Origin of the sequence: Roseovarius ramblicola, from assembly GCF_042430665.1 — a bacterium.
Taxonomy (GTDB): Bacteria; Pseudomonadota; Alphaproteobacteria; order Rhodobacterales; family Rhodobacteraceae; genus Roseovarius; species Roseovarius ramblicola.
Map to the genome: position 1 here is coordinate 129,729 of NZ_JBHMEC010000008.1, position 19,631 is coordinate 149,359.

Genomic DNA, 19,631 nt, shown 5'->3' on the forward strand with positions numbered 1-19,631 from the left:
CATAGCAGGGGCGTTGTCCGTGTGATGGTTACAAACGGGGATCGTCATGGCGGGCAAGGTCAGGCATTTGGTGAATCGCGGTGGGCGCTACGATGCCCGGCTGGTGGTGCCTGAAGAGCGACGCGGGATCTTCGGGAAAACTGAGCTGCGCAATGATCCGCGCGGGCCATCTGTCAGCATTGATGATCTCCTCGTGCAGCGGCTGCGCGATGCTATCGCCGGTTGCGTCAGTGATGAATGACGCATGATGCCCGAGCGCTTTGCAGTGCTGAGCTGGAGGCCCTGGAACGGGTCGCAGAGCGCGATGAGGGCGACTGCACCGGGAACGCTTTGTATTTCGGCAGGGGCTCAGCCGTCTTTGTAATAGTAGCTGTAGCCGTTCAGCGCCGGTGCACCGCCCAGATGGGCGTAGAGGATTCTGGAACCTTTCGGGAAAAAGCCCTTCTGAGCCAGATCGATCATGCCCTGCATGGATTTGCCTTCATAAACCGGATCGGTCATCATCGCCTCGGTCTTCGCGGCCAGCCGGATTGCGTCGTTGGTTGCGTCGGATGGCACACCGTAGGCTGGATATGCATAGTCGGGGTTGATGTGGATTTCATCGTCCCTCACCTCGCGACCCAGCCCAACCAGATCGGCAGTGTTGTCCACGATGGAGCGTACCTGCGCCCGTGTCTGATCGGGCGTTCCCGAAGCGTCGATACCGATTACACGGTCGGCACGGCCCTGGTCCGCAAAGCCAACGATCATGCCGCCCTGGGTCGAGCCCGTCACAACGCAGACAACGATGTAGTCGAACTTGAACCCGAGTTCGGCCTCTTGTTCGGCAACCTCTTCGGCAAACCCGATATAGCCCAAGGCACCGTACTTGTGCACGGACGCCCCTGCCGGGATCGGATATGGCTTGCCACCCGCGTTCTCGACCGATTTGATCGCTTCTTCCCAGGATTTGCGGATGCCGATGTCGAACCCGTCATCCACCAACCGGCTGTCAGCGCCCATCAGACGGGTCAGCATGATGTTGCCCACGCGGTCGTAGACGGCATCATAGTGGGGAACCCATTTTTCCTGGATGACCACGCATTTCATGCCGATCTTGGCCGCCGTCGCCGCGACCATGCGCGTGTGGTTCGATTGCACCCCACCAATGGAGACCAGCGTATCCGCCCCGCTCGCAATCGCGTCGGGGACGATATATTCCAGCTTGCGCAACTTGTTGCCGCCGAATGCCAGACCGGAATTGCAATCCTCGCGCTTGGCGTAGATCTGCACATCTGCCCCGACAGCCTCGGTCAGGCGCGGCAGGTGCTCGATGGCGGTTTTGCCGAAAGTAAGCGGGTAGCGTTCGAAATTGTCGAGCAGCGACATGGGCGTTCTCCTGTTTGCCTGGTCAAGGCATAACATGGAGAGAACGAAAGGTGCTTTCGAAGCTGGCCCTGTGATTTTACACGATTTAAAATTATGATCTCCAAAAATCCTAAGCAGCGACAAAAAGTGGTAAAAAATGGAAGAATCTTTCAACAGAGTACTGAATCGAATCGACAGAAATATCCTGCGCCACCTGCAAGCAAACGGGCGTTTGACAAATGCAGAACTGGCCAAGGCCACCAATATCAGTCCCGCGACCTGCCACCGACGCACGCAGGCACTGACCGAGGCGGGACACTTGTCCAAAGTGATGGGGCATGTGAATCCGGCATCGGTCGATCTTGGTACCCTGGTCATGGTTGGGGTGATCCTTGACCGCTCAACGCCTCAGAGCTTTGCCGAATTTGAACAGGCGGTCGATGGCATGAAGGAACTGCTCGATTGCCACCTGGTTGCAGGGGATTTTGACTATCTTCTCAAGATCCGGGTGCGAGACATGATCAGCTTCAATACGTTGCACACCAGGATGCTCATTGCGCTACCCGGCGTCCGGCAGATCAGGACCTTCTTTGTGTTGAAGGAAATCAAGGAGAACGCGCCGCTCGCCTTCTAAAGAGTCACCGTTCGCGGCTGTTGGCGTGTCCGTCGTGGTGTACTCGACGAAGGCCCCGATCCGGTACTCGGGATCGCCGGGCAGAAGGTCGAGACCGAGCAGTCCTGCTCTGGCGACGACAGTCGCAGTGTCGCATCCTGAAGCTTCCAGCGCGAGGTTGAGCGTCGCGGTCACGTCCTTGGCTTGCATGGTGGTGCAGCGCTTCCATACCATTCTCCGCCCCGGACATTCGCCGTGGCTCTAGAACCGCCCGCAATCGACCTTCATCTTGTCGCCGGTAATCGCCGAACTGAGGTCGGAGGCGTAATAGAGCGCCGCACGGCCCACTTCCTCGGGTGCGACCCAGCGTTTCAGCGCCGCCACATCGGTGTAATTCTCGCGCTCGATCTCCTCGACGGGGCGGCCCTCGGCCTCGGCGCGGCGCGCGAGGATGCGGTCCATGTTTTCGCCCGACACGGCGCCCGGCATCAGCGCGTTGACCCGCACGCCGACGGGACCCAGCTCGCGTGCCATGGTCTCGGTAATCCCGATCAACGCGAATTTCGACGCCACATAGGCCGAGCGCATCGGGTAGCCCTGAATGCCCATCAACGATGACATATTGATGATCGAGCCGGAGCGCTGCGCCGACATGATCCGCGCCGCCTCCTGCAGGCAATACATCGCGCCGACGAGGTTGACGTTCATGCAGGCGACCCAATCGCCCATGTCCACCTCGGCGACAGGCGCGATCGGGCCCGGCCCGCCGGCGTTGTTGACCAACACATCGACCGCGCCGGTGATCGCCTGTGCGTCGGCAAACATCGCCCTGACCTGTGCCTGATCGGAGACGTCGCAGGCGAGGGCGTGGCCGCCGAGCGCGTCAGCCACCCGTTGCAGCGGCTCCAGCCGACGACCGGTGACGACGACGGTGGCTCCCGCTTCGGCAAAGGTTTTGGCGGTGGCCTCACCAATGCCACTGCCACCGCCGGTGACAATGGCGAGCTTGCCGTCGAGGCGGGATTTATCGTTTGAAATCGGGCTCATGTGGTTTCCTGATCGAAGTTGCGGGCGGGATCGAACAGGGGCAGTTCCGGCTCCCGGCCCAGAATGAAATCACCCATCAGGCGCCCGATATAGGGGCCGATGGTATAGCCGCCGCGCACGCAACCCAGCACAAAGGCGTTCCCCACCCCCGGCAAAGCGCCCGCGAGCGGGTAGAAATCGGGCACATTGGCCTCAAACCCGGTCCAGCTGCGCAGCACGCGGGCTCTCGCCAGACCAGGCAGCGCATATTGCGCCAGCGCAAGGTTGGGCTGCACGCTGGCCGCTGTGACCTGACCGCGCCCGCCCTGCGGCGTGCCGCGCCCCTGCCAGCCGCCGCCGACAAGCACGGTGCCGTTCGGTTTCTGCTTCATGGTCAACAGGCCGGTGGCATGGCCGATCATGGTCGAAACCAGTGGCGGCATGCGCTCGGTCACCGAGACGGTGTTGATCCGCGCCTGCACCGGCAGATCGACACCCAAAAGCGCCGCGACGGGTTTCAGCCAGGCCCCCGCCGCCAACAGCAGCCGCCTTGCGTGGATCGGGCCAGAGGATGTGGCAAGCGTACAACCATCGCCCGCCCGGTCAATTGCCGTCACCGGACAGCGCTCGCGAAAAGCGATGTTCTGATCGCGCAGCCGTCCGCGGAAATACTGCCCTGTCAGAGACGAATTGGCATAGCCATCCTCGGGGCAATAGCTCGCCGCCAGGACCTTTTGCGCCAGTTTGGGTTCGGCCTTGTGCACCCTGTGTGGCGACACAAATGTTATCGGCGCACCCGCCGATGCCTTCCGCGCCTGCCGCTCATGCAGCAGCGCGGCCTCGCGTTCGGTGAAGGCCAGAGTATAGCCGCCGGTTTTCTGAAAGCCCACGGCGTCGCCCATGCGCTCCCACTCGTGGTGGCCTTTCAGCGCATAAGGCATCAGCTTGACGCGTTTGATCTGCAGGCTCAGAGTCCCGGCGTTCACCCCCGAGGCGCCCTGTCCGAGATCCCCCTGGTCGAGCACAATCGGCACCATCCCGCCCTCGCGTACCCGCAACGCGGCAGCGCATCCCATGATGCCGCCTCCGATGATTGCTATGTCGTAGACTTGAGTCATAGCGGTGCCGGTCTCGGGATCGGGAGATCGAAATAATCGAAATCCCCGGCCAGCGCGGCGACGGGCACGGGGCGCAATGGCGGGCGCGCCGTGGGGGGCGGGACATCGGATTCGGCGCGGCCCTCGGCCTTCGCGATCATCCGGGCAACCGCCGTCTGGCAAAACTTGCCGCCGCAGGCCCCCATACCCGCCCGCAGGCCGGATTTCACCGCATTTGTGCTGTTTGCGCCCCCGGCGATTTCGGCGGCGATTGCAGCGCGTGTCAGGCTTTCGCAGCGGCAAACGATGGTGTCTTCGGTCGTCAACTGCGCCAGCCCCGCACGCGGCGTGCTGAGCGCCGTCATCGCCATGCCAAAGCGCGCCGCACGGACGTAGCCGGGGTGCAGCCGCGCCCGCTCGGCCCGCGTGTCGGCACCGAGATGCTGCGCCGCGCTCAGACCGGCCAGCCTGCCGTGGATTTCGGCCGCGGCCGCGCCACGAATGCCCGCACCATCACCGCAGAGGAACAGCCCCGGCACCCCGGTCGTACCGTCTTCACCATGCCGGGGCACCCAGCCGCCCAGTTCGGGGCAATGCTCCAGTTCCACCCCTGCCAGTTGCGCCGCCTCGACCGTCGGAATCAGCCCATTGCCGAGGCACAGGCTGTCCGCCGACATCCGGCGGGCCTCGCCTGTCGGCGTCCAGTCGGCGCCGAGCTTGCGGAAGCTGACCGCCTCTACGGCGCTGCCGCCGTCAACCGCGCTCACAGCGTGGCGCCAGTGGATCGGCACCCCGGCCAGCATCAGATCGGCAACCCAACTCACCCCGCGCGCCAGCAGATCGGGACGCTGCAGCATTCCCGGCAAGACCCGCAACCAGTCGCCCCGGCTGTTGGGGGTAATGACGGCAGCAACCGCGCCGCCCAGACGGCGGATTTCGGCGGCGACAAAGAACACCAGCGGACCGGTACCCGAGACGATCGTGCGCTGCCCGGGCAGGGCCAGGTCCTGCTTGAACAGCGCCGTTGCCCCGGCCAGCCCCAGCACACCCGGCGTGGACCAGCCCGGCACCGGCTGCACGAACTCCCGCGCGCCGGTGGCGATCACCAGCGCCCGCGCACGCAGCGGCGAAGAGCGCCCGTCGCGCAGGACATGCAGTTTCCAGCCGTCTTCCGCACGTTCGATTTGCCAGACCCGTGCCTCGCCGAGATGGGTAACCCGGCTATCCTGAACCGATTGGCGGAGCCGGTTGCCCGCTTCCGTCTCGGGCGTCGGTGGAGCATCGAGAATGGCGGCGCTCTTGGCGCGCCAGACCTGCCCGCCGGGTTTGGGCTGCTCGTCCAAAAGCGTCACCGAAAGCCCACGGTGAGCGGCTTCGAGCGCCGCGCGCGCCCCGGCGGGGCCCGCCCCGATCACCGCAAGGTCGATATGCCTGCTCATACCGGCTCTTTCAGCGAGGTTACCGCGAGCCCCGGTGCGACGACGCTGCGGCAGCTTTCCACGGTTTGTCCGTCAATCTGCACCACGCATTCCTGGCACAGCCCCATGCAACAAAAGGCCCCGCGCGGCGCGGCGTCCTCGGGTGCATCGCGCAGATGCAGATGCCCCGCGCGCATCAGCGCCAAGGCGAGGCTTTCGCCCGCATGGCCTGTGACCGGTGCGCCGTCAAAGGTGAACGCCACCTCGGCGGTGCGCCGGATCAGGCCCGATTGATCGGGGGTCAGGCGCATCAGGAGTAGCTGATCCCAAGCATATCGAAGCTGCGTTTGATCTTGTCGATATCGGCTTGCGTAGCGGGCAACACCGGATCGCGCGGCACACCGGCGGGCAGACCGATAAGGTTAAGCGCCGCCTTGAAAGAGGCGGGCCATGTGGCGGTGCCCATCAGGAGTTCATAGAGCACGGTGAGCTGGTAATGCGCGTGGCGCCATGTCTCGTTCGGCGCACCCGCACCGACCGCCGCCATTTCGGAAGGCTTGAGATCGGTGAATTCCGGCCCCGTCGCAATGAAGCCTTTGGCCCCCAGAGTGAAATTCGGCAGGATGTAGTGGCAGGGACCGGTCATCACTGACATCTTGTCGCCCAGCCGTTGCAGCAGATGGGTGTGATGGAAAAAGTCGCGATGGCTTTCCTTGATGCCGATGACGTTGTGATTGTTCAGCAGCGTCTCGGTTTGATCCACGGTCAGAGAAAACCCCATGCGGCGCGGCGAGTTATAGAGCACCAGCGGCTTGTCGGTGGCCACCGAAACCTTGTCGAACCGCGAATAAAGCTCGGCATCGGTCGCCTTGAGCACATAGGTCTGCGGCATCGACAAGAGCACGTCGCCTCCGCTCTTCTCCGCCGCCTTCACATAGGAAAGCGTGGCGTCGATGGTGGGGGCGGAAATGCCCATCATAACCTTGACGCGCCCCCGCGCCGTGTCCCTGGCCAGCCGCACCAGACGGCCCCGCTCTGCCGCAGAAAGTGCCCAGCTTTCGCCGTTGTCACCGGCAATGCAGATGGTTGTCGCGCCCCGCCCGATCAGGAATTCGAACAGCTCGACAAAGGCGTCTTCCATGATCTCGCCCTTGTCGTTGAAGGGCGTGGCAATGGCCGGCACATAGCCGTGGAGATCTTCTTTTTGCATCGGTTTGGTCCGTCAGTCAGGAATGTCAGAGGCGAAGACGCTGCCCGTCTGGGCATCGACGATGTAGAGACGGTTCGGCACGTCCGGGTGGAAGGCCACGGATGTGGACCAGAGCCCCTCGGGCAGGCGTATCTCGGCCACGGGATCGCCAAGCGCATCATAGACATAGGCCCGCCCCGCCTGCGCCTGCGCCACCGCCAGCCAGCCGCGGTCATTGCACGCCAGCCCGTCCGGCCCCAGCCCGCCGGAGAGTTGCAGGAAGGTGCCGACCATCGGCTGGCTATTGTCGGGCAGACGGGTGGACAGCCGCCAGACCTGATTGGCCCGGGTCGCGGCGATATAAAGCCACGCGCCATCGGGCGAGAGGCAAATGCCGTTTGAATAAGGAATGCAGTCCAGCAGCAGCCGCAAATCCCCCGCAGGCGGCAAGCAGTAAACCCGACCGCTTGGGTCGCTCAGCGATGTGCGTCCGCTATCCGAGAACCAGAGCCTGCCGTCGGTCCCGTAGCACATGTCCGACAGGCCGAGGAACGGCTGCCCCACCCGCCCGGTGCAAAGCACCTCGAAGCTGTCCGGTCCGGTCAGTTCGATCAGCCCGTGGCGGTAATCCACCGCGATATGACGCCCGTCAGGGGCGATCCGCATGGCATGGGGTTCGCCGTCGATGTGGTGCATCACCTGCCAGTCGCCTGCGGGCGAGATGCAGAAGATCCGGCCATAGGGGACGTCGGCAAGCCACAGGTTGCGCGCCTCGTCAAAGAACGCCGCTTCCAGGAAGGAATGTATCGGCTGGCCCGGTCGTGTCATCCTTGCCCAGGCTGAGGGTTCGCCGCGATGACGGTGCTCCTCGGGCAGGGAGAAGGCGGGTAGAGCGGTAAGGTGGATCATTTGGCGATGCCTTTGGCAAAAAGCGCATCGATCTCGGCATCGCACAACCCGGCACCCGCAAGAACATCGCGACTGTGCTGCCCCAGCACAGGCGGGGCGTGGCGGAGCGCGGCACCGCCCTCGGTCATCGTGAACGCGGCAAGCGGCAGGGTAACGGAGGGGTCGGCGGGGGATGGCGCAAAGTAGCCACGCGCGGCGAGTTGCGGTGCGGCAACGGCCTCATCCAGTGTGACGATCCGCTCGGCAGGCACATCGGCGGCTGCCAGCAGGGCCTGCCATTCATCGGCGCTGCGCCGAATGAAGATATCCTGAAGTGTACCCCGGATCGCGTCGGAATTGTTCCAGATATCAGACCATTCGCGTATGTCGGCAAGCAAAGGAACCGCATGCCCCAGCGCCGCCAGGCAGGCCCCCAGCTTGCGGTATTGCGACGGTTTGAACGCCCCGAGCATCAACCTGCCATCGGCCGTATCGAATGCCGAAATACCGGCTTCCCTGGGTTTCGGCGCTTCGGGGAAAGTCTGTTTCGCCGCCGCTTCCGGTGCCATCAGCGACAAGGCAACTTCCAGCATCGAAGCGCTGATATGGCAGCCCTGCCCGGTCCGTTCACGCTGCAACAGTGCCGCCGAGATCGCGAAGGCAGCGGAGTAGCCGGTCGCATAATCCACAAAGGACACGCCCGGTTTGTGGCCACCGCTCTGCGCGATGATTCCAGACGCGGCCTGGATCGTGTTGTCATAGGCACCTTTGGCCGCCTGCGGCCCCTGATCGCCATAGCCGGTCATCGAACAATAAACGATGCGCGGGTTGTGCTGGCGCAGGGCCTCATACCCCAGCCCGAGCGCCTTCAGCGCGCCGGTTGTGTAGTTCTCCAGCAGGACATCGGCGCCTTCGGCCAGCTTCATGAAGGCCGCACGACCGGCTTCGGTGCGGATATCCAGCGCCAGCGCCATCTTGTTACCGCCCTGTGCCTGATACGTCAGGCCGATCCCCTTGGCATTCAACTCCGGCAACGGCCCGCGCCCGCGCGCGCAATCGGGTGCGTCGGGGACCTCGACCTTGATGACCTCGGCCCCAAGCAACGCGAGCTGATAGCCGCAGAACGGTGCCGCAAGAACCTGCGACAGTTCGAGAACCCGTATCCCTGTCAGCGCGCCTGGCATCGGTGATTCCCATTTTTCACAATAGGGTGGAAACCTGCTTGCGTCTCCATTCGTGGTTTAATATACAAAACATAGTTTCTTATGCAAGACGTGAATCAAGCCCATGTCCAACGTGCTTCACCGCTCATTGACCACAACCTTGCCGACCGTCTCTGGCGGGGAAGGTAGTTACCTGATCGACCAGGATGGCAAACGCTACCTGGACGCCTGTGGCGGGGCGGCGGTGTCTTGCCTCGGCCACGACAATGCGCGGGTGCGCGCCGCCCTGAAGGCGCAGATTGACTGCGTCGCATTTGCCCATACAAGTTTCTTCACCAATGAACCGGCGGAGGAACTGGCTCGATTCCTGATCGCGCGCGCACCCGAGGGCACCGGGAATGGCCGCGTGATGTATCCGGGCAGCGGCTCCGAGGCGATGGAAGCGGCGCTGAAGCTGGCGCGGCAATACCATCTGGAGCGTGGCGATGATGCCCGCTGCAAGGTCATCGCCCGCGCGCCATCCTACCACGGCAACACATTGGGTGCCCTGGCTGCTGGAGGACACGCCGGTCGACGCGCGCCATTCCAGCCTCTGCTGATAGACGTCGACCATATCGACGCCGCCTATGGCTACCGGATGAAGCACGACGGCGAATCCGAAGCGGAGTTCGCCCTTCGCATGGCGAATCTGCTGGACGCGCGGATCCGCGAACTGGGCCCCGAGACAGTCATGGCCTTTGTCGCCGAGCCGGTGGTTGGTGCCTCACTGGGCACACAGCCCGCGCCCGGGGGCTATTTCAAGCGCATCCGCGAAATCTGTGACGAACATGGCATCTTGCTGATCGCAGATGAAGTCATGTGTGGCATGGGCCGCACCGGACGCCTGTTTGCCCTGGAGCAGGAAGGCATCGCCGCCGATATCACCACCCTGGCCAAGGGGTTGGGGGCTGGCTACGCGCCCATCGCTGCCGTCATGGCGACCGAGAAAGTGGTCAACGCCATCGAGGACGGCAGCGGCCTTTTGTGGAATGGCCACACTTATATGTCGCATGCCGTCGCGACCGCCGGGGCGCTGGCTGTGCAGAAGGTGATCGAAAAGGACAAGCTGCTCGACAATGTCCGGCAGCGCGGTGAACAACTGCGCGCCGCGCTGTTCGCGCGTCTGGGGGATCACCCGAATGTCGGAGATATTCGCGGGCGCGGGTTGTTCCAGAGCGTCGAACTGGTGCAGGATCGCACCAGCAAAGCGCCCTTTCCCGTCGCGACCGGGCTAGCCCCGGCGATCCGCGCCGCCGCGCTGGACCTGGGGTTGATGTGCTACCCGGCGCAGGGCTGCGCCGATGGCACGCGGGGCGATCATGTCTTGCTCGCCCCGGCCTATATTTCGACAGCGGAAGAAATCGACACGATCGTTGCGCTGCTGGCTGAGGCGATCGAAACCACCCTTGCCCGGATGGAGGGCTGAGATGCCGCGCAAGACAATCCTCACCGCCGCGATCACCGGCAACCTGATGACGCCCGAAATCAGCCCGCACCTGCCCGTCACCCCGGCTGAGATCGCCGAACAGGCGCTGGATGCGGCAAAGGCAGGTGCCTCGATCGTGCATTTGCATGTGCGCGACCCTGACACCGCCAGGGGCTCGATGGATCTGGCGTTATACCGCGAGCTGGTCGAACGCATCCGTGAGAAGAACGAGGATGTCATCCTCAACCTCACCACCGGCGAGGGCGGACGGTTTGTGCCTTCCGACGGCAACCCGCAGGTCGCCGCGCCGGGCTCCACCCTCTGCGCCCCGGAAAAGCGCGTCGCCCATGTCGAGGAACTGCGGCCCGATATCTGCACGCTGGATTTCAACACCATGTGGTCGGGCGAGGCCAGCGTCATAAACGCCCCGCGCAATCTGGAGATCATGGCAGGCCGCATCCATGCCGCCGGGGTCAAACCCGAGATCGAGATTTTCGATTCGGGCGATCTGCATATGCTCAGGGATTTCACTGCCAAGGGGATCATCAAGACGCCGCTGATGGTGCAGTTGGTGCTGGGCGTACGCTTCGGTGCCGTGGCCAACCCCGAGACCATGGCCTATCTCGCCAGCCAAATTCCGGAGGGCAGCGAATGGGCCGGTTTCGGCATCGGCCGCATGGCCTTTCCGATGCTTGCGCAGGCCTGGCTGCTGGGTGGGCATTGCCGCATCGGCATGGAGGATACGGCCTATATCGCCAAGGGTGAGCATTGCCGATCCAACGCACAACTGGTCGAAAAGGCAATCGGTATCATCACCAGCCTGGGTGGCGAGATGGCCAGCCCGTCCGAGGCCCGCACGATCCTTGGGATCGGCTAGGGCGCGATGCTACTCGGGCCCCGCATATCCCAGCTCGCGCGAAATCCGCAGTGCGCACGCCCGCGTTTCCGGCACATAGAACGTGTCCATGCGATCAAAATCAAAGCCGCTGTCAGGGCCGGAGATATTGACGCAGGCTACCACGGCGCCGATATTGTCGCGCACCGGCACCGCAACGCTGGAGCCGCCGGGTTGATGAAAGCCGCGCGAAAAAATGAACCCGTCGGCACGAACCTGAGCCACGCGCGCCTTGAGTTCGGCGAGGCTGGTCGGCGTGTGCTCGGTCTTTGCCCGCATCTCCAGCCCGTCGCAAAATGCCGCGAGCTCGGCGTCGCTCAGAGACGACAGAAGGCACCAGCCGATGGCCGATGCATAGGCGTCGGCGCGCGTGCCCGTCACCATGTTCGACACATATCCGGTCCGGGCCTGATGGCTGCCAAGATAAAGCACGTCGTGGCCTTCGAGCACGCTGAGATGCGCGCTGACCCCGGTCTTGTCGCGCAGCGCCGCGAGGTGGGGGCGCGCGATGCTCGTGATTGGCAGTTGGTTGAGATAGGCGAACCCGAGGTTCAGAACCCGTGCCCCCAACGTGTAGGTGTTCTTCTGCTCGGCCTCCTTGAGAAAGCCCATATAGCGCAGCGTGTAAACCAGCCGGAAGGCGCTGGAGCGGCTCAGCTCCATCTTGCGGGCAATCTCGCTCAGCGACATTGGCTCTTCCGCCGCGCCGAGGAGTTCAAGCACCCGCAGGCCGCGTTGCAGACCCGGAACGAAGTATATGGAATGATTTGCGGATTCAGTCATACGATTGGTCAGTCCCTTACCACGAGGCGCGCAGGCGTTTTAGATGCAAAACGATTGATATTCAATGGAGGACGTCAATGAGCAAGGAGCGAAGGACAAATGCCCTGCCGCCGACCAACGAAGATACCTGCGGGCCCTATTTTCCGATTTACTTCGCGGATGACAGCCTGGAAGATCTGACCCGCATCCATCCCGGCGTGGTTGCCGGGGCGAGCGGCCAGTACATCATCCTGTGCGGCCGGGTTCTCGACCGGCACGGCAATCTGGCCCATGGCGTGGTGATGGAATTCTGGCAAGCCAACGCCAAAGGCCTGTACCGCACCCCCGCAACCAGGGACCATGCGGATATCGACCCGTGGTTTCACGGCTATGGCCGGTTGCGCAGCCGGGGCGGAGAGTATTCCTTTCGCACGGTCATGCCCGGAGCTACGCCGGGCCGCGCGCCCAATATCACCGTCACGCTGTTTTCCGATGGCATCAACCGGATCGTCACGCAAATGTTCTTTGCCGGACATCCGGCCAATGACGCCGATCCGCTGTTGCAGGAACTGGACGCCGCAGACCGGGCCCGCCTGATGGCAAGGCGCGACGGCACCGCCGCGGATGGTGCCGAAATCTATCGTTTCGACATCGTGATGGCGGGCGACGCCGAGACCCCGTTCTTTGACGACCTTGAAAGCTGAGGAGACGCCCAAAATGACCAAACTCGGCAGACAGATCGGCATCGGACCGACCGATAACACCTCCGATCAGCGCACCCCCCGCAAACGCCTTCGGTTGATCCCCGAGGTCGCGCGCGAAAGCTTTGTGCCCGTGGTGCCCGCCCGCGCCGTGACGCGCCAGAACGAATGGGACATGACCCGAATCGGCCCCGACCTGCCCCGCGCCGATGGCGTGCCCATCGAGGTCACCGGCACCCTGTGCAGCGAAAGCGGCAAACCCGTGCGCGGCGCATTGCTGGAGATCTGGAATGCCAACCACTACGGGCGCTACCGACATATCGACGATCATTCCGGGCTGCAGCTCGACGAGAAATTTTTCGGAATGGGCCGGGTGCTGACCGATGACGAGGGGCGGTACCGTTTCTGGACCATCAGTCCCGGCGCGTACCTCGCGCGTCCCGATATCGGGCGCTGGCGGCCCAAGCACATCCACCTGTCGATCAGCGGCGGGCCGGTACGGCTGATCACCCAGATGTACTTTCCGGGCGAACCCAACAATGCCACCGACCCGATGGCAGTGCTGATGGGCGAGGCGTTCGAGCGGAATATCGGCACGCCCTACGACACACCTGACATTGATGTGGAGCAGGGCTACCGCTTCGATATCGTGGCCGGTGGCCGGAACGCGACATTCTTTGAATAAGCGGGCCGTCAAACCTCTATGCGCCGGGGAAATTCTCCCCCGGCCTGCCTGCTCCGATTCCCGGCTCGCTCCGGATGCGCGGATGATCGGTCAGGTCAGCCTCGGCAAGGGTCATCACTGTCCCACATGTTTGTGCAGAGTATGCGCGACGATGCTGCCATGGCCGAACAGAGGGGGATGATGGCGGCTGAGGCCGCGATCATCCGGTGGGTTGTGGATCAACCGCCAGCCCAGCCATATCGCCATTGAAGCGAATACGACGCTCCCGATGGCCTGCCCGATCAGAACCCCCGGCGCGCCGAGTATCATACCGCCAACAACGACGAACGGCCAGGTACCCAGTGTATTCTGCCCCCAACTCAACCATGTCGAATAAGACGGTCGGCCCAGCGTATTGAACGAGGCGCTGGCGACGAAAATTGCGCCATTGAAGAAGGACGCGAGCGCCAACGGGAAGCAGAAGAGGAAAATCAGCGTCTTCGTCAAGTTCTCGGCACCAAACAGCCCCGCGATCGGGCCACGGAAAACCAGCAGGATCATGGTGATGAACATCACATAGATCGCAACAAACTTGAGAGCGTCGATATAGGCTTTCTTGACCCTGTCCATATAGCCGGCACCAAAATTCTGGCCGATGATCGGCCCGATGGCACCTGAAAGCGCCCAGATTACCGAGAATGCAACCGGCGTCAGCCGCCCGATCACCGCCATGCCGGCGATCGCCTCGGGGCCGAATTTCGACATTTCACGGGTAACGATCGCGGTGCCGATTGGCGAGGCCACGTTTGCCAACAGAGCCCGAGTCGCCAAGTGTGAAACCGTCCGGAGATCACGCCAGAGCCACCAGGTCTTGGGCGGGATAAACGCGTTGTGGCGGCGCATCGCCGGATAAAGTGCGAAGCCCAGCGTCATGAAGCGCGCCGCTACCGTCGCCCAGGCCGCGCCCTCCATTCCCATATCCAGACCAAAGATCAGGATCGGGTCGAGCACGGCGTTGGTAAGCGCCCCGAAAAGCGATGGGTACATCGCTCTACGGTTCTCACCATAGCCTCGCAGTACCGCTACGGATACCATGGAAAGTCCGGATACCCACGTAAATGGGATGATTATCCAAAGATAGGTTGCAGCCAGATCGGCCACATCGCCCGTGGCACCTAGAAGCCCCAGGAAGAACTCTATATTTGACAATAGAACCAGAGATATAACAATTGATAACAACGCCGAGAATATCGCTGCACTGGTGGCATATTCCTGGGCCTCTTCCATTTTGCCTGCGCCGATTGTCCGCGATGCCAGGACTCCGGCAGCCACCGACACCCCGATATTGATAGCGCTGGTAAAGAACATGAGGGCACTGGCATAGCCCGCTGCGGCGGCCAGCACCTCGTATCCGAGCATCGAAATGAATATCAGGTCAACCAGATCGACGGCATAGATCGCCATCAGGCCGATGCTGGCCGTGAAAGATGTCACCGACACGTGACGCATAATGCTGCCGGTGGTAAACACCCCGTTGTTGTTGCCGGTCGTCATATCAAATCTCTCTTGGTCAAGTTGGCCATCGGCCGTGCCAGTAGTCCGGGGCCACATAATCTCCCCTTTGCACTCGACTAGTGTACAGCATTGGTCAGATGCTGGTAGTCTCGTGATACGCTGGGTCCATTCGACCAGGCCGCTCGTTACGAAAGGTGTTTTCTGTATAGGGAATTTGCGTAAATTATAACCTCTGCCTGGCTAAACGGGCAAAGCGAGGGGACGGCTCCATGTTCAATCCCACGACAGTCATGGCGAACGCATTCGGTGACTATCTGGCGGAAACCTATCTGCATTATTTCTCGGGCCGCGCCCCGGAGCATGCTGCGTATATAAAGGGATCCGCCCGCCTGGTGCTTGAGCGCCTGAGCAACACCGACGCACTGTACCATAATGCCGAGCATACGATGATGGTGACGTTGGTGGGCCAACAGATCCTGCGAGGGCGGCTTCTTTCAGAAGCGCTTCAGCCGGACGACTGGCTGCATTACATCCTGGCGCTTCTGGTGCACGACATCGGTTACACCCGCGGTGCCTGTCCGGGAGATACCGACACCGAACTGGTGATCGACGAGAAGGGCAACACCTTCAGACCGGAGCGAGGCGCGTCGGACGCCTGCCTGACCCAATGGCATGTCGAGCGGGGCATGATCTATGTTCGCAACAGATTCGGCCCCTCGCGTACGATCGACGAGGAACGCATCGCGCGGGCGATCGACTACACCCGTTTCCCGGTACCAGAGGATGCGGCCTATCACGACACCGAAAGCGAGCCGGCGCTGACGCGGGCGGCCGATCTGATCGGCCAGATGGCCGATCCGTTCTACCATCGCAAGATCAACGCCCTTTATTACGAATTCGCTGAAACCGGTACGGCCGAACGACTTGGTTACGCAAACCCCATGGATTTGATGGAGCGCTACCCGGAGTTTTTCTGGTCTCAGGTTCAGCCGCTGATCCAGCCTGCGCTCGTACATCTGGAATATACCACCGAAGGCAAGCAATGGTTGGCTCAACTCTATAATCAGGTGTTCCAGGTCGAACGCCGCACAGTCGTCCTCGGCCCGTTCACTGGGTAAATCAGGAGAGGTCTCCAACAGATCACCTGGTGTCCATGTCACAGATACCAAAGGACAGACATGAGCTGCCCTGAAATCAAACCATCCCTGTCCCAGAACTCGCTTCGGCCCGAACGAACGGTCGTTCTTCGAAGGTAGCCAGCCGTTCAATGGTGCCCTGTCGACCGCAATGAAATCTGTCTGGCTATTGGCAGGCCGCCGAAATCGGGCAATTACCGCATAGTTGCGGCCTGCGCCGGATGGTGGATGTGTGACTCTCTTGCGGACGATTTCAATACTGAATCTTCTTCTCCTTGATTACACGACCATAGCCGCCCACCATCAGGCCGGCGATCTCTCTTGCGGACCGCGTGAGGCGAACGTCGAGCAGGCTGGGCGAGGGCGGTGTCATCAAGGCACCTTGCTCGATGAGTATCCGGTCTTTCTTCGCTCCAAGGCGGTCGTGAAGCAGGCAGCCGAGCGGACCTGCGGCCATGCCGGTGGCGGCCTCCTCGTCGATGCCGTAGCGCGGGGCGAACATCCGCGTGGTCGCCACGGCGTCACCGTCGAGGGGCGCAAAGACATAGAATCCGATCAAATCCAGACGCTCGCTTATATCCTCGATCGCGGCCATGTCCGGGCCCACCGCGCGCAGTGCGTCGACAGCGCCGAGCCCCACCAGCATGAACCGATTGCCGGTATCGACGACCGTCGGAGCCACGCCCGCGATCAGCGCCGTCTCGTCGAGGTTGAGCGCCTCAAGCACCTGCGCGCGGGTCACGCCGGTATCCGCCCAGTCCGGGTCGTCGTGACCTGCCACTGAACGTTCATCCAGCCGGAACCGGAGCCCTTTGGGTTGATACGCCGATTGGCGCATGTGGAGCAACCGACATCCGTGCGGAGCTTTCAGATGGCGCAGCGCGGGTGTCGGTTGCGGTGGTGAGGTATTCGGCGAAACGCACCAGAAAGCTGATATTGATATCGCGGCTGGTCGCTCGGCATCCACGCTGTTTCATTATCCGGGCATGTCTTGCGACGGCCTCAGCAGTTAGTTCAACTGGATTACCCGTGGTGCAACACGACCAAGCGAGCTCACGCAACCGTCTCTCGTGTGATCCGACGGTCTTATGGGAAGGCGCTTGGTTATCGGATAGTGCGTCAAGCGATCGGAATGCTTTCAAGGTCGTTCGCCAGTCGCTTGGAAGTTCTTCCGGCGCCACCGAAAGCTCTCGCGGCCAATGCGTGCGCGATTGTGAGTGTCGCGTCCCCCTACATTGCGCGCGCTTCTGGGCAATTGCTTTGGGAAGATCCAATGCAAGCGATGGAATGTTCGGAAGGTCGAGCTTGGCGAGCGTTGTTTGCAGAGAGACAAGCGGAACCTCAGAGTCGAAACGTGCACCGTATTCCAGAAAGTCGGCGGCCGTGGGGCTGGTTCGGCCTTTGTCCGTCATCCAACGCAACCATGCGTCGAGACGCCTTATCTCCAAGATGGAAATTCGATCCAGATCGCAGTTAGCGACGAAGGGAATCCACCATGGGGCACTGATAATGTCGACGACCATTGGATTACCGTCCATGCGTCGACGATGATCGAGCACAGCAGCCCTGAGCTCTGCCCGGAAGTCTTGCTCATCGGACGAACGTGTCGAGAGCGCCTTTTCGAGATCGGAGAGAACCGCCCGTGTGCCAACCTCGTGGCCGTAGGCCAGAAAAAGGTGCCGATCGATCTTGGTCGCATCGCTCTGCGCGAACCATTCAAGGAAACGGTCGACAACACGTTTTTTCGCGGGAGAGAAAAACTTGGACGAGACCCTTTCGGAAAGAATGATTGATTTCGGGTTAGACATTTGGCAAATCCTTTGTAAGTAAATTTTGCCCTTCCTCGATTAGGCGCTCCTCATCCATCCATCCATAATAGTCCATGCATGTCTCGAGGGTATCCCCAAGCCGCGCCATTACGTGGGCCCAGTTCCCAGGATTATTTGCGATGAGAATTGAAGCTTGTCCGTGCCGAAACATGTGTGGGTTCATTCCAGGGAAGCCAAATTCCGCGATCGTTTGGTCCCACCATTTTTTCAATGTCGTGTATGGGAGAAATTTACTCATGCTCTTGACCGCAGGAAAGAAAAAGTCATTTTCATCATGGTGTGGAAACAGAGGCCGAATTTTCTTTTCATACCAACGGAGGGTTTCGATGCCCCGAGTTCGGCTTTTTGTTGAAATTGGAGCGCGAATCGCCTGTTTATTTTTGCTTTTTCCAGCGGGCACAAATAGACGGCCGTTGCTCGATTTGTTCACGCCGAGGTTGAGCCATGGGCTTGGGCCACTGATAGTGCACCTAAGGGCGCTGCCGATGCGAATAGGGGCGGCATCGGTTTCCAACGCAGCAAACGCCGCGATAGTGCCGTATTTGCGCGCTTTCTCGAGGTGATGTTTTCTCCGTAAGCGGCAGGTCTTGGCTTTTTGAAGATGTTTTTCAGCCTTATTGCGATATTTAACGTGAAGGGCTAAAAAGTTGGCTCTTGCTTCCATGTCACGCACGACCCGCCGGCAGAACCTTTGTGCGGCAGGCGCCATTTTTGTATCACTGGTCCTACTGGACTTTAGCCATTTATCAGTCTTCAATATGTTTCTAACATGATCGGCCGCCTCTCCGTTGCGTTTCAGAAAGGTTTCAACGTATTCGAGATAGCCGTTCGCCGTGCCTGCTTTGATCGCTCGCAGATCAGCTTGGATTTCCCATACGCGCCAGGTTCGAACCACTTCTGTTAGAATATCGTCGGCGAACGCAAACGCGACGGTTGACCTATTTGTCTCGAGAAACAAGCTGATCGTGATCGCTGTGCTGACGACTTTTCGAACGGCGTTGGTGTAGGGGCCGCGGTCAACGCCATCTCCGAAGCACTTGTCGGTCGGTGACCAGGGTCCACGCGTAGCTATGGTGATCCAAATTTCCAGCTCTTCGGAGAGCGCCGCAGGTATCTGCAAGCGAGCAGATCCTGTTGGTCGAACAAAGGAAATTGGCTCCTTCGGAAGACAGGCCAGCACCTCCGCATCGCCCAGCTTTCTCGTTTCATTTAGAAAAGCGAATGTTTTTATGACCGCGTCGCGCTGACCGGTGCTTGATGCCGCCTTATAGAGAAGTCCCAGCGCCGAGCCACGGAGTTCAAATGACTCAATCTCAAGCGAGCGTGCGAGGTTGGCCAAAACCTGAACGCCAACGATCTTCTTCTCGTGCAGAGCCGAATTGTTGTTGGGCTGTGTGTTCAAGAGGTGTGTCAGTCGTGCAATCAGTCGTCGCCAGCTGTCGGTCCGACCGTTCCGATCCGCCCGTGCGGCAATCACCCCTGTCGCACCATTGATTGCAGCTGACAGGTTCCTTTTCCGTCTTCGGAATGCCTCGAAGGTCTTCGCCCACTCTTTCGAATACTCATGATCGGCGAAGTGGGCCAGCACGGCGTTGCGATCTGCTTTGATCTTCGAAAGTGGTTTACGGATATGCTTTCCGGACCAGATAACGGCGTCACGGTAGGATTTCTTGGTCGTCTCCTCCCGATCGCACAGCTCATTAACCCATGTCAGGACATGCTCCATGGTCTCGACCTTTAACGCTGATGCGGGGCCTGAAGAGGCGAGAAAGGGATTAAAGGGCATGTGTCATTTTCCTCCTTGGCCGTTCAATGGAAAGTTTGGCCGTTTTTCGTAGTGGCGAAGCGGAAATTGACAGACACCCATGATGTATTGCCGCAAGATCTTCGACGGGTGTCTGTCATTTTTTCCGATGTTTGATG

The 19,631-nt window shown here is 61.2% G+C and carries 20 protein-coding genes; 7 read left to right on the forward strand and 13 right to left on the reverse strand.

Annotation, left to right across the window (positions count from 1 at the left end; genetic code table 11):
* The first annotated feature begins 46 nt into the window (after nt 1-46).
* A complete protein-coding gene (locus tag ACFFU4_RS04165; protein WP_377067351.1) occupies nt 47-241 on the forward strand; it encodes a hypothetical protein in 195 nt (64 codons plus the stop codon).
* Between the two features lie 107 nt (nt 242-348).
* Here the strand turns inward: ACFFU4_RS04165 and ACFFU4_RS04170 are convergent, their stop codons facing one another.
* Nucleotides 349-1,368 carry a 1-aminocyclopropane-1-carboxylate deaminase gene (locus tag ACFFU4_RS04170; protein ID WP_377067353.1) on the reverse strand — a complete coding sequence of 340 codons (1,020 nt, stop codon included), beginning with the start codon at nt 1,366-1,368 and terminating at the stop codon, nt 349-351.
* Between the two features lie 136 nt (nt 1,369-1,504).
* On the opposite strand from ACFFU4_RS04170, the gene ACFFU4_RS04175 reads away from it, so the two are divergent.
* On the forward strand, nt 1,505-1,981 hold the full coding sequence (locus tag ACFFU4_RS04175) for an Lrp/AsnC family transcriptional regulator (RefSeq protein ID WP_377067355.1): 477 nt from the start codon (nt 1,505-1,507) through the stop codon (nt 1,979-1,981).
* A gap of 240 nt (nt 1,982-2,221) precedes the next feature.
* Here ACFFU4_RS04175 and ACFFU4_RS04180 read toward each other — a convergent pair whose 3' ends face one another.
* From ACFFU4_RS04180 to ACFFU4_RS04210, 7 genes are all read right to left on the reverse strand, one after another.
* On the reverse strand, nt 2,222-3,007 hold the full coding sequence (locus ACFFU4_RS04180; RefSeq protein WP_377067357.1) for an SDR family NAD(P)-dependent oxidoreductase: 786 nt from the start codon (nt 3,005-3,007) through the stop codon (nt 2,222-2,224).
* Complete coding sequence (locus ACFFU4_RS04185) at nt 3,004-4,104, reverse strand: NAD(P)/FAD-dependent oxidoreductase (RefSeq protein WP_377067359.1); 1,101 nt, start codon at nt 4,102-4,104, stop codon at nt 3,004-3,006. Before ACFFU4_RS04185 ends, ACFFU4_RS04180 begins: the two co-directional genes overlap by 4 nt.
* Entirely contained in the window at nt 4,101-5,522 is a 1,422-nt protein-coding gene (locus ACFFU4_RS04190) for an FAD-dependent oxidoreductase (protein WP_377067361.1), read from the reverse strand. Before ACFFU4_RS04190 ends, ACFFU4_RS04185 begins: the two co-directional genes overlap by 4 nt.
* The gene (locus tag ACFFU4_RS04195; protein ID WP_377067363.1) at nt 5,519-5,812 is read right to left on the reverse strand and encodes a (2Fe-2S)-binding protein; all 294 of its coding nucleotides are present in this window, start codon (nt 5,810-5,812) and stop codon (nt 5,519-5,521) included. Before ACFFU4_RS04195 ends, ACFFU4_RS04190 begins: the two co-directional genes overlap by 4 nt.
* Complete coding sequence (locus ACFFU4_RS04200) at nt 5,812-6,711, reverse strand: dihydrodipicolinate synthase family protein (RefSeq protein ID WP_377067365.1); 900 nt, start codon at nt 6,709-6,711, stop codon at nt 5,812-5,814. The genes ACFFU4_RS04195 and ACFFU4_RS04200 overlap by 1 nt, the downstream gene beginning before the upstream one ends.
* Before the next feature lie 12 nt (nt 6,712-6,723).
* Nucleotides 6,724-7,518, reverse strand: a complete 795-nt coding sequence (locus ACFFU4_RS04205; protein ID WP_377067367.1) for an SMP-30/gluconolactonase/LRE family protein — start codon at nt 7,516-7,518, stop codon at nt 6,724-6,726.
* 77 nt (nt 7,519-7,595) lie between these two features.
* The gene (locus tag ACFFU4_RS04210) at nt 7,596-8,762 is read right to left on the reverse strand and encodes a CaiB/BaiF CoA transferase family protein (RefSeq protein WP_377067369.1); all 1,167 of its coding nucleotides are present in this window, start codon (nt 8,760-8,762) and stop codon (nt 7,596-7,598) included.
* Nucleotides 8,763-8,865: 103 nt separating this feature from the next.
* On the opposite strand from ACFFU4_RS04210, the gene ACFFU4_RS04215 reads away from it, so the two are divergent.
* Entirely contained in the window at nt 8,866-10,206 is a 1,341-nt protein-coding gene (locus ACFFU4_RS04215) for an aspartate aminotransferase family protein (protein WP_377067371.1), read from the forward strand.
* Between the two features lies 1 nt (nt 10,207).
* Complete coding sequence (locus ACFFU4_RS04220) at nt 10,208-11,083, forward strand: beta-keto acid cleavage family enzyme (RefSeq protein WP_377067373.1); 876 nt, start codon at nt 10,208-10,210, stop codon at nt 11,081-11,083.
* Between the two features lie 9 nt (nt 11,084-11,092).
* On the opposite strand, the gene ACFFU4_RS04225 is transcribed toward ACFFU4_RS04220, so the two are convergent.
* Nucleotides 11,093-11,884 (reverse strand): IclR family transcriptional regulator, encoded by a 792-nt coding sequence (locus tag ACFFU4_RS04225; RefSeq protein ID WP_377067375.1) that lies wholly within the window; start codon nt 11,882-11,884, stop codon nt 11,093-11,095.
* A gap of 77 nt (nt 11,885-11,961) precedes the next feature.
* On the opposite strand from ACFFU4_RS04225, the gene ACFFU4_RS04230 reads away from it, so the two are divergent.
* Nucleotides 11,962-12,567 (forward strand): dioxygenase family protein, encoded by a 606-nt coding sequence (locus tag ACFFU4_RS04230; RefSeq protein ID WP_377067377.1) that lies wholly within the window; start codon nt 11,962-11,964, stop codon nt 12,565-12,567.
* 13 nt (nt 12,568-12,580) lie between these two features.
* Complete coding sequence (locus ACFFU4_RS04235) at nt 12,581-13,249, forward strand: dioxygenase family protein (RefSeq protein ID WP_377067379.1); 669 nt, start codon at nt 12,581-12,583, stop codon at nt 13,247-13,249.
* 114 nt (nt 13,250-13,363) lie between these two features.
* On the opposite strand, the gene ACFFU4_RS04240 is transcribed toward ACFFU4_RS04235, so the two are convergent.
* Complete coding sequence (locus ACFFU4_RS04240; RefSeq protein ID WP_377067381.1) at nt 13,364-14,782, reverse strand: MATE family efflux transporter; 1,419 nt, start codon at nt 14,780-14,782, stop codon at nt 13,364-13,366.
* A gap of 230 nt (nt 14,783-15,012) precedes the next feature.
* On the opposite strand from ACFFU4_RS04240, the gene ACFFU4_RS04245 reads away from it, so the two are divergent.
* Nucleotides 15,013-15,861, forward strand: a complete 849-nt coding sequence (locus ACFFU4_RS04245; protein ID WP_377067383.1) for a polysaccharide deacetylase family protein — start codon at nt 15,013-15,015, stop codon at nt 15,859-15,861.
* Between the two features lie 271 nt (nt 15,862-16,132).
* Here ACFFU4_RS04245 and ACFFU4_RS04250 read toward each other — a convergent pair whose 3' ends face one another.
* From ACFFU4_RS04250 to ACFFU4_RS04260, 3 genes are read right to left on the reverse strand one after another with little or no spacing between them, the layout of a single operon-like run.
* Nucleotides 16,133-16,660, reverse strand: a complete 528-nt coding sequence (locus ACFFU4_RS04250; protein WP_377067385.1) for a PhzF family protein — start codon at nt 16,658-16,660, stop codon at nt 16,133-16,135.
* Between the two features lie 7 nt (nt 16,661-16,667).
* Nucleotides 16,668-17,687, reverse strand: a complete 1,020-nt coding sequence (locus ACFFU4_RS04255) for a hypothetical protein (protein WP_377067387.1) — start codon at nt 17,685-17,687, stop codon at nt 16,668-16,670.
* Nucleotides 17,680-19,494, reverse strand: coding sequence for a hypothetical protein (locus tag ACFFU4_RS04260; RefSeq protein ID WP_377067389.1), 1,815 nt, complete (start codon nt 19,492-19,494; stop codon nt 17,680-17,682). The genes ACFFU4_RS04255 and ACFFU4_RS04260 overlap by 8 nt, the downstream gene beginning before the upstream one ends.
* Between the last annotated feature and the right edge of the window lie 137 nt (nt 19,495-19,631).

Bases quoted from the DNA above. Each gene is read 5' to 3' on its own strand.
- ACFFU4_RS04200 (WP_377067365.1), bottom strand. From the start codon at position 6,711: ATGCAAAAAGAAGATCTCCACGGCTATGTGCCGGCCATTGCCACGCCC.
- ACFFU4_RS04230 (WP_377067377.1), top strand. From the start codon at position 11,962: ATGAGCAAGGAGCGAAGGACAAATGCCCTGCCGCCGACCAACGAAGAT.
- ACFFU4_RS04195 (WP_377067363.1), bottom strand. From the start codon at position 5,812: ATGCGCCTGACCCCCGATCAATCGGGCCTGATCCGGCGCACCGCCGAG.
- ACFFU4_RS04215 (WP_377067371.1), top strand. From the start codon at position 8,866: ATGTCCAACGTGCTTCACCGCTCATTGACCACAACCTTGCCGACCGTC.
- ACFFU4_RS04260 (WP_377067389.1), bottom strand. From the start codon at position 19,494: ATGCCCTTTAATCCCTTTCTCGCCTCTTCAGGCCCCGCATCAGCGTTA.
- ACFFU4_RS04235 (WP_377067379.1), top strand. From the start codon at position 12,581: ATGACCAAACTCGGCAGACAGATCGGCATCGGACCGACCGATAACACC.
- ACFFU4_RS04205 (WP_377067367.1), bottom strand. From the start codon at position 7,518: ATGACACGACCGGGCCAGCCGATACATTCCTTCCTGGAAGCGGCGTTC.
- ACFFU4_RS04165 (WP_377067351.1), top strand. From the start codon at position 47: ATGGCGGGCAAGGTCAGGCATTTGGTGAATCGCGGTGGGCGCTACGAT.
- ACFFU4_RS04170 (WP_377067353.1), bottom strand. From the start codon at position 1,368: ATGTCGCTGCTCGACAATTTCGAACGCTACCCGCTTACTTTCGGCAAA.
- ACFFU4_RS04245 (WP_377067383.1), top strand. From the start codon at position 15,013: ATGTTCAATCCCACGACAGTCATGGCGAACGCATTCGGTGACTATCTG.
- ACFFU4_RS04175 (WP_377067355.1), top strand. From the start codon at position 1,505: ATGGAAGAATCTTTCAACAGAGTACTGAATCGAATCGACAGAAATATC.
- ACFFU4_RS04220 (WP_377067373.1), top strand. From the start codon at position 10,208: ATGCCGCGCAAGACAATCCTCACCGCCGCGATCACCGGCAACCTGATG.
- ACFFU4_RS04255 (WP_377067387.1), bottom strand. From the start codon at position 17,687: ATGTCTAACCCGAAATCAATCATTCTTTCCGAAAGGGTCTCGTCCAAG.
- ACFFU4_RS04225 (WP_377067375.1), bottom strand. From the start codon at position 11,884: ATGACTGAATCCGCAAATCATTCCATATACTTCGTTCCGGGTCTGCAA.
- ACFFU4_RS04180 (WP_377067357.1), bottom strand. From the start codon at position 3,007: ATGAGCCCGATTTCAAACGATAAATCCCGCCTCGACGGCAAGCTCGCC.
- ACFFU4_RS04185 (WP_377067359.1), bottom strand. From the start codon at position 4,104: ATGACTCAAGTCTACGACATAGCAATCATCGGAGGCGGCATCATGGGA.
- ACFFU4_RS04210 (WP_377067369.1), bottom strand. From the start codon at position 8,762: ATGCCAGGCGCGCTGACAGGGATACGGGTTCTCGAACTGTCGCAGGTT.
- ACFFU4_RS04240 (WP_377067381.1), bottom strand. From the start codon at position 14,782: ATGACGACCGGCAACAACAACGGGGTGTTTACCACCGGCAGCATTATG.
- ACFFU4_RS04190 (WP_377067361.1), bottom strand. From the start codon at position 5,522: ATGAGCAGGCATATCGACCTTGCGGTGATCGGGGCGGGCCCCGCCGGG.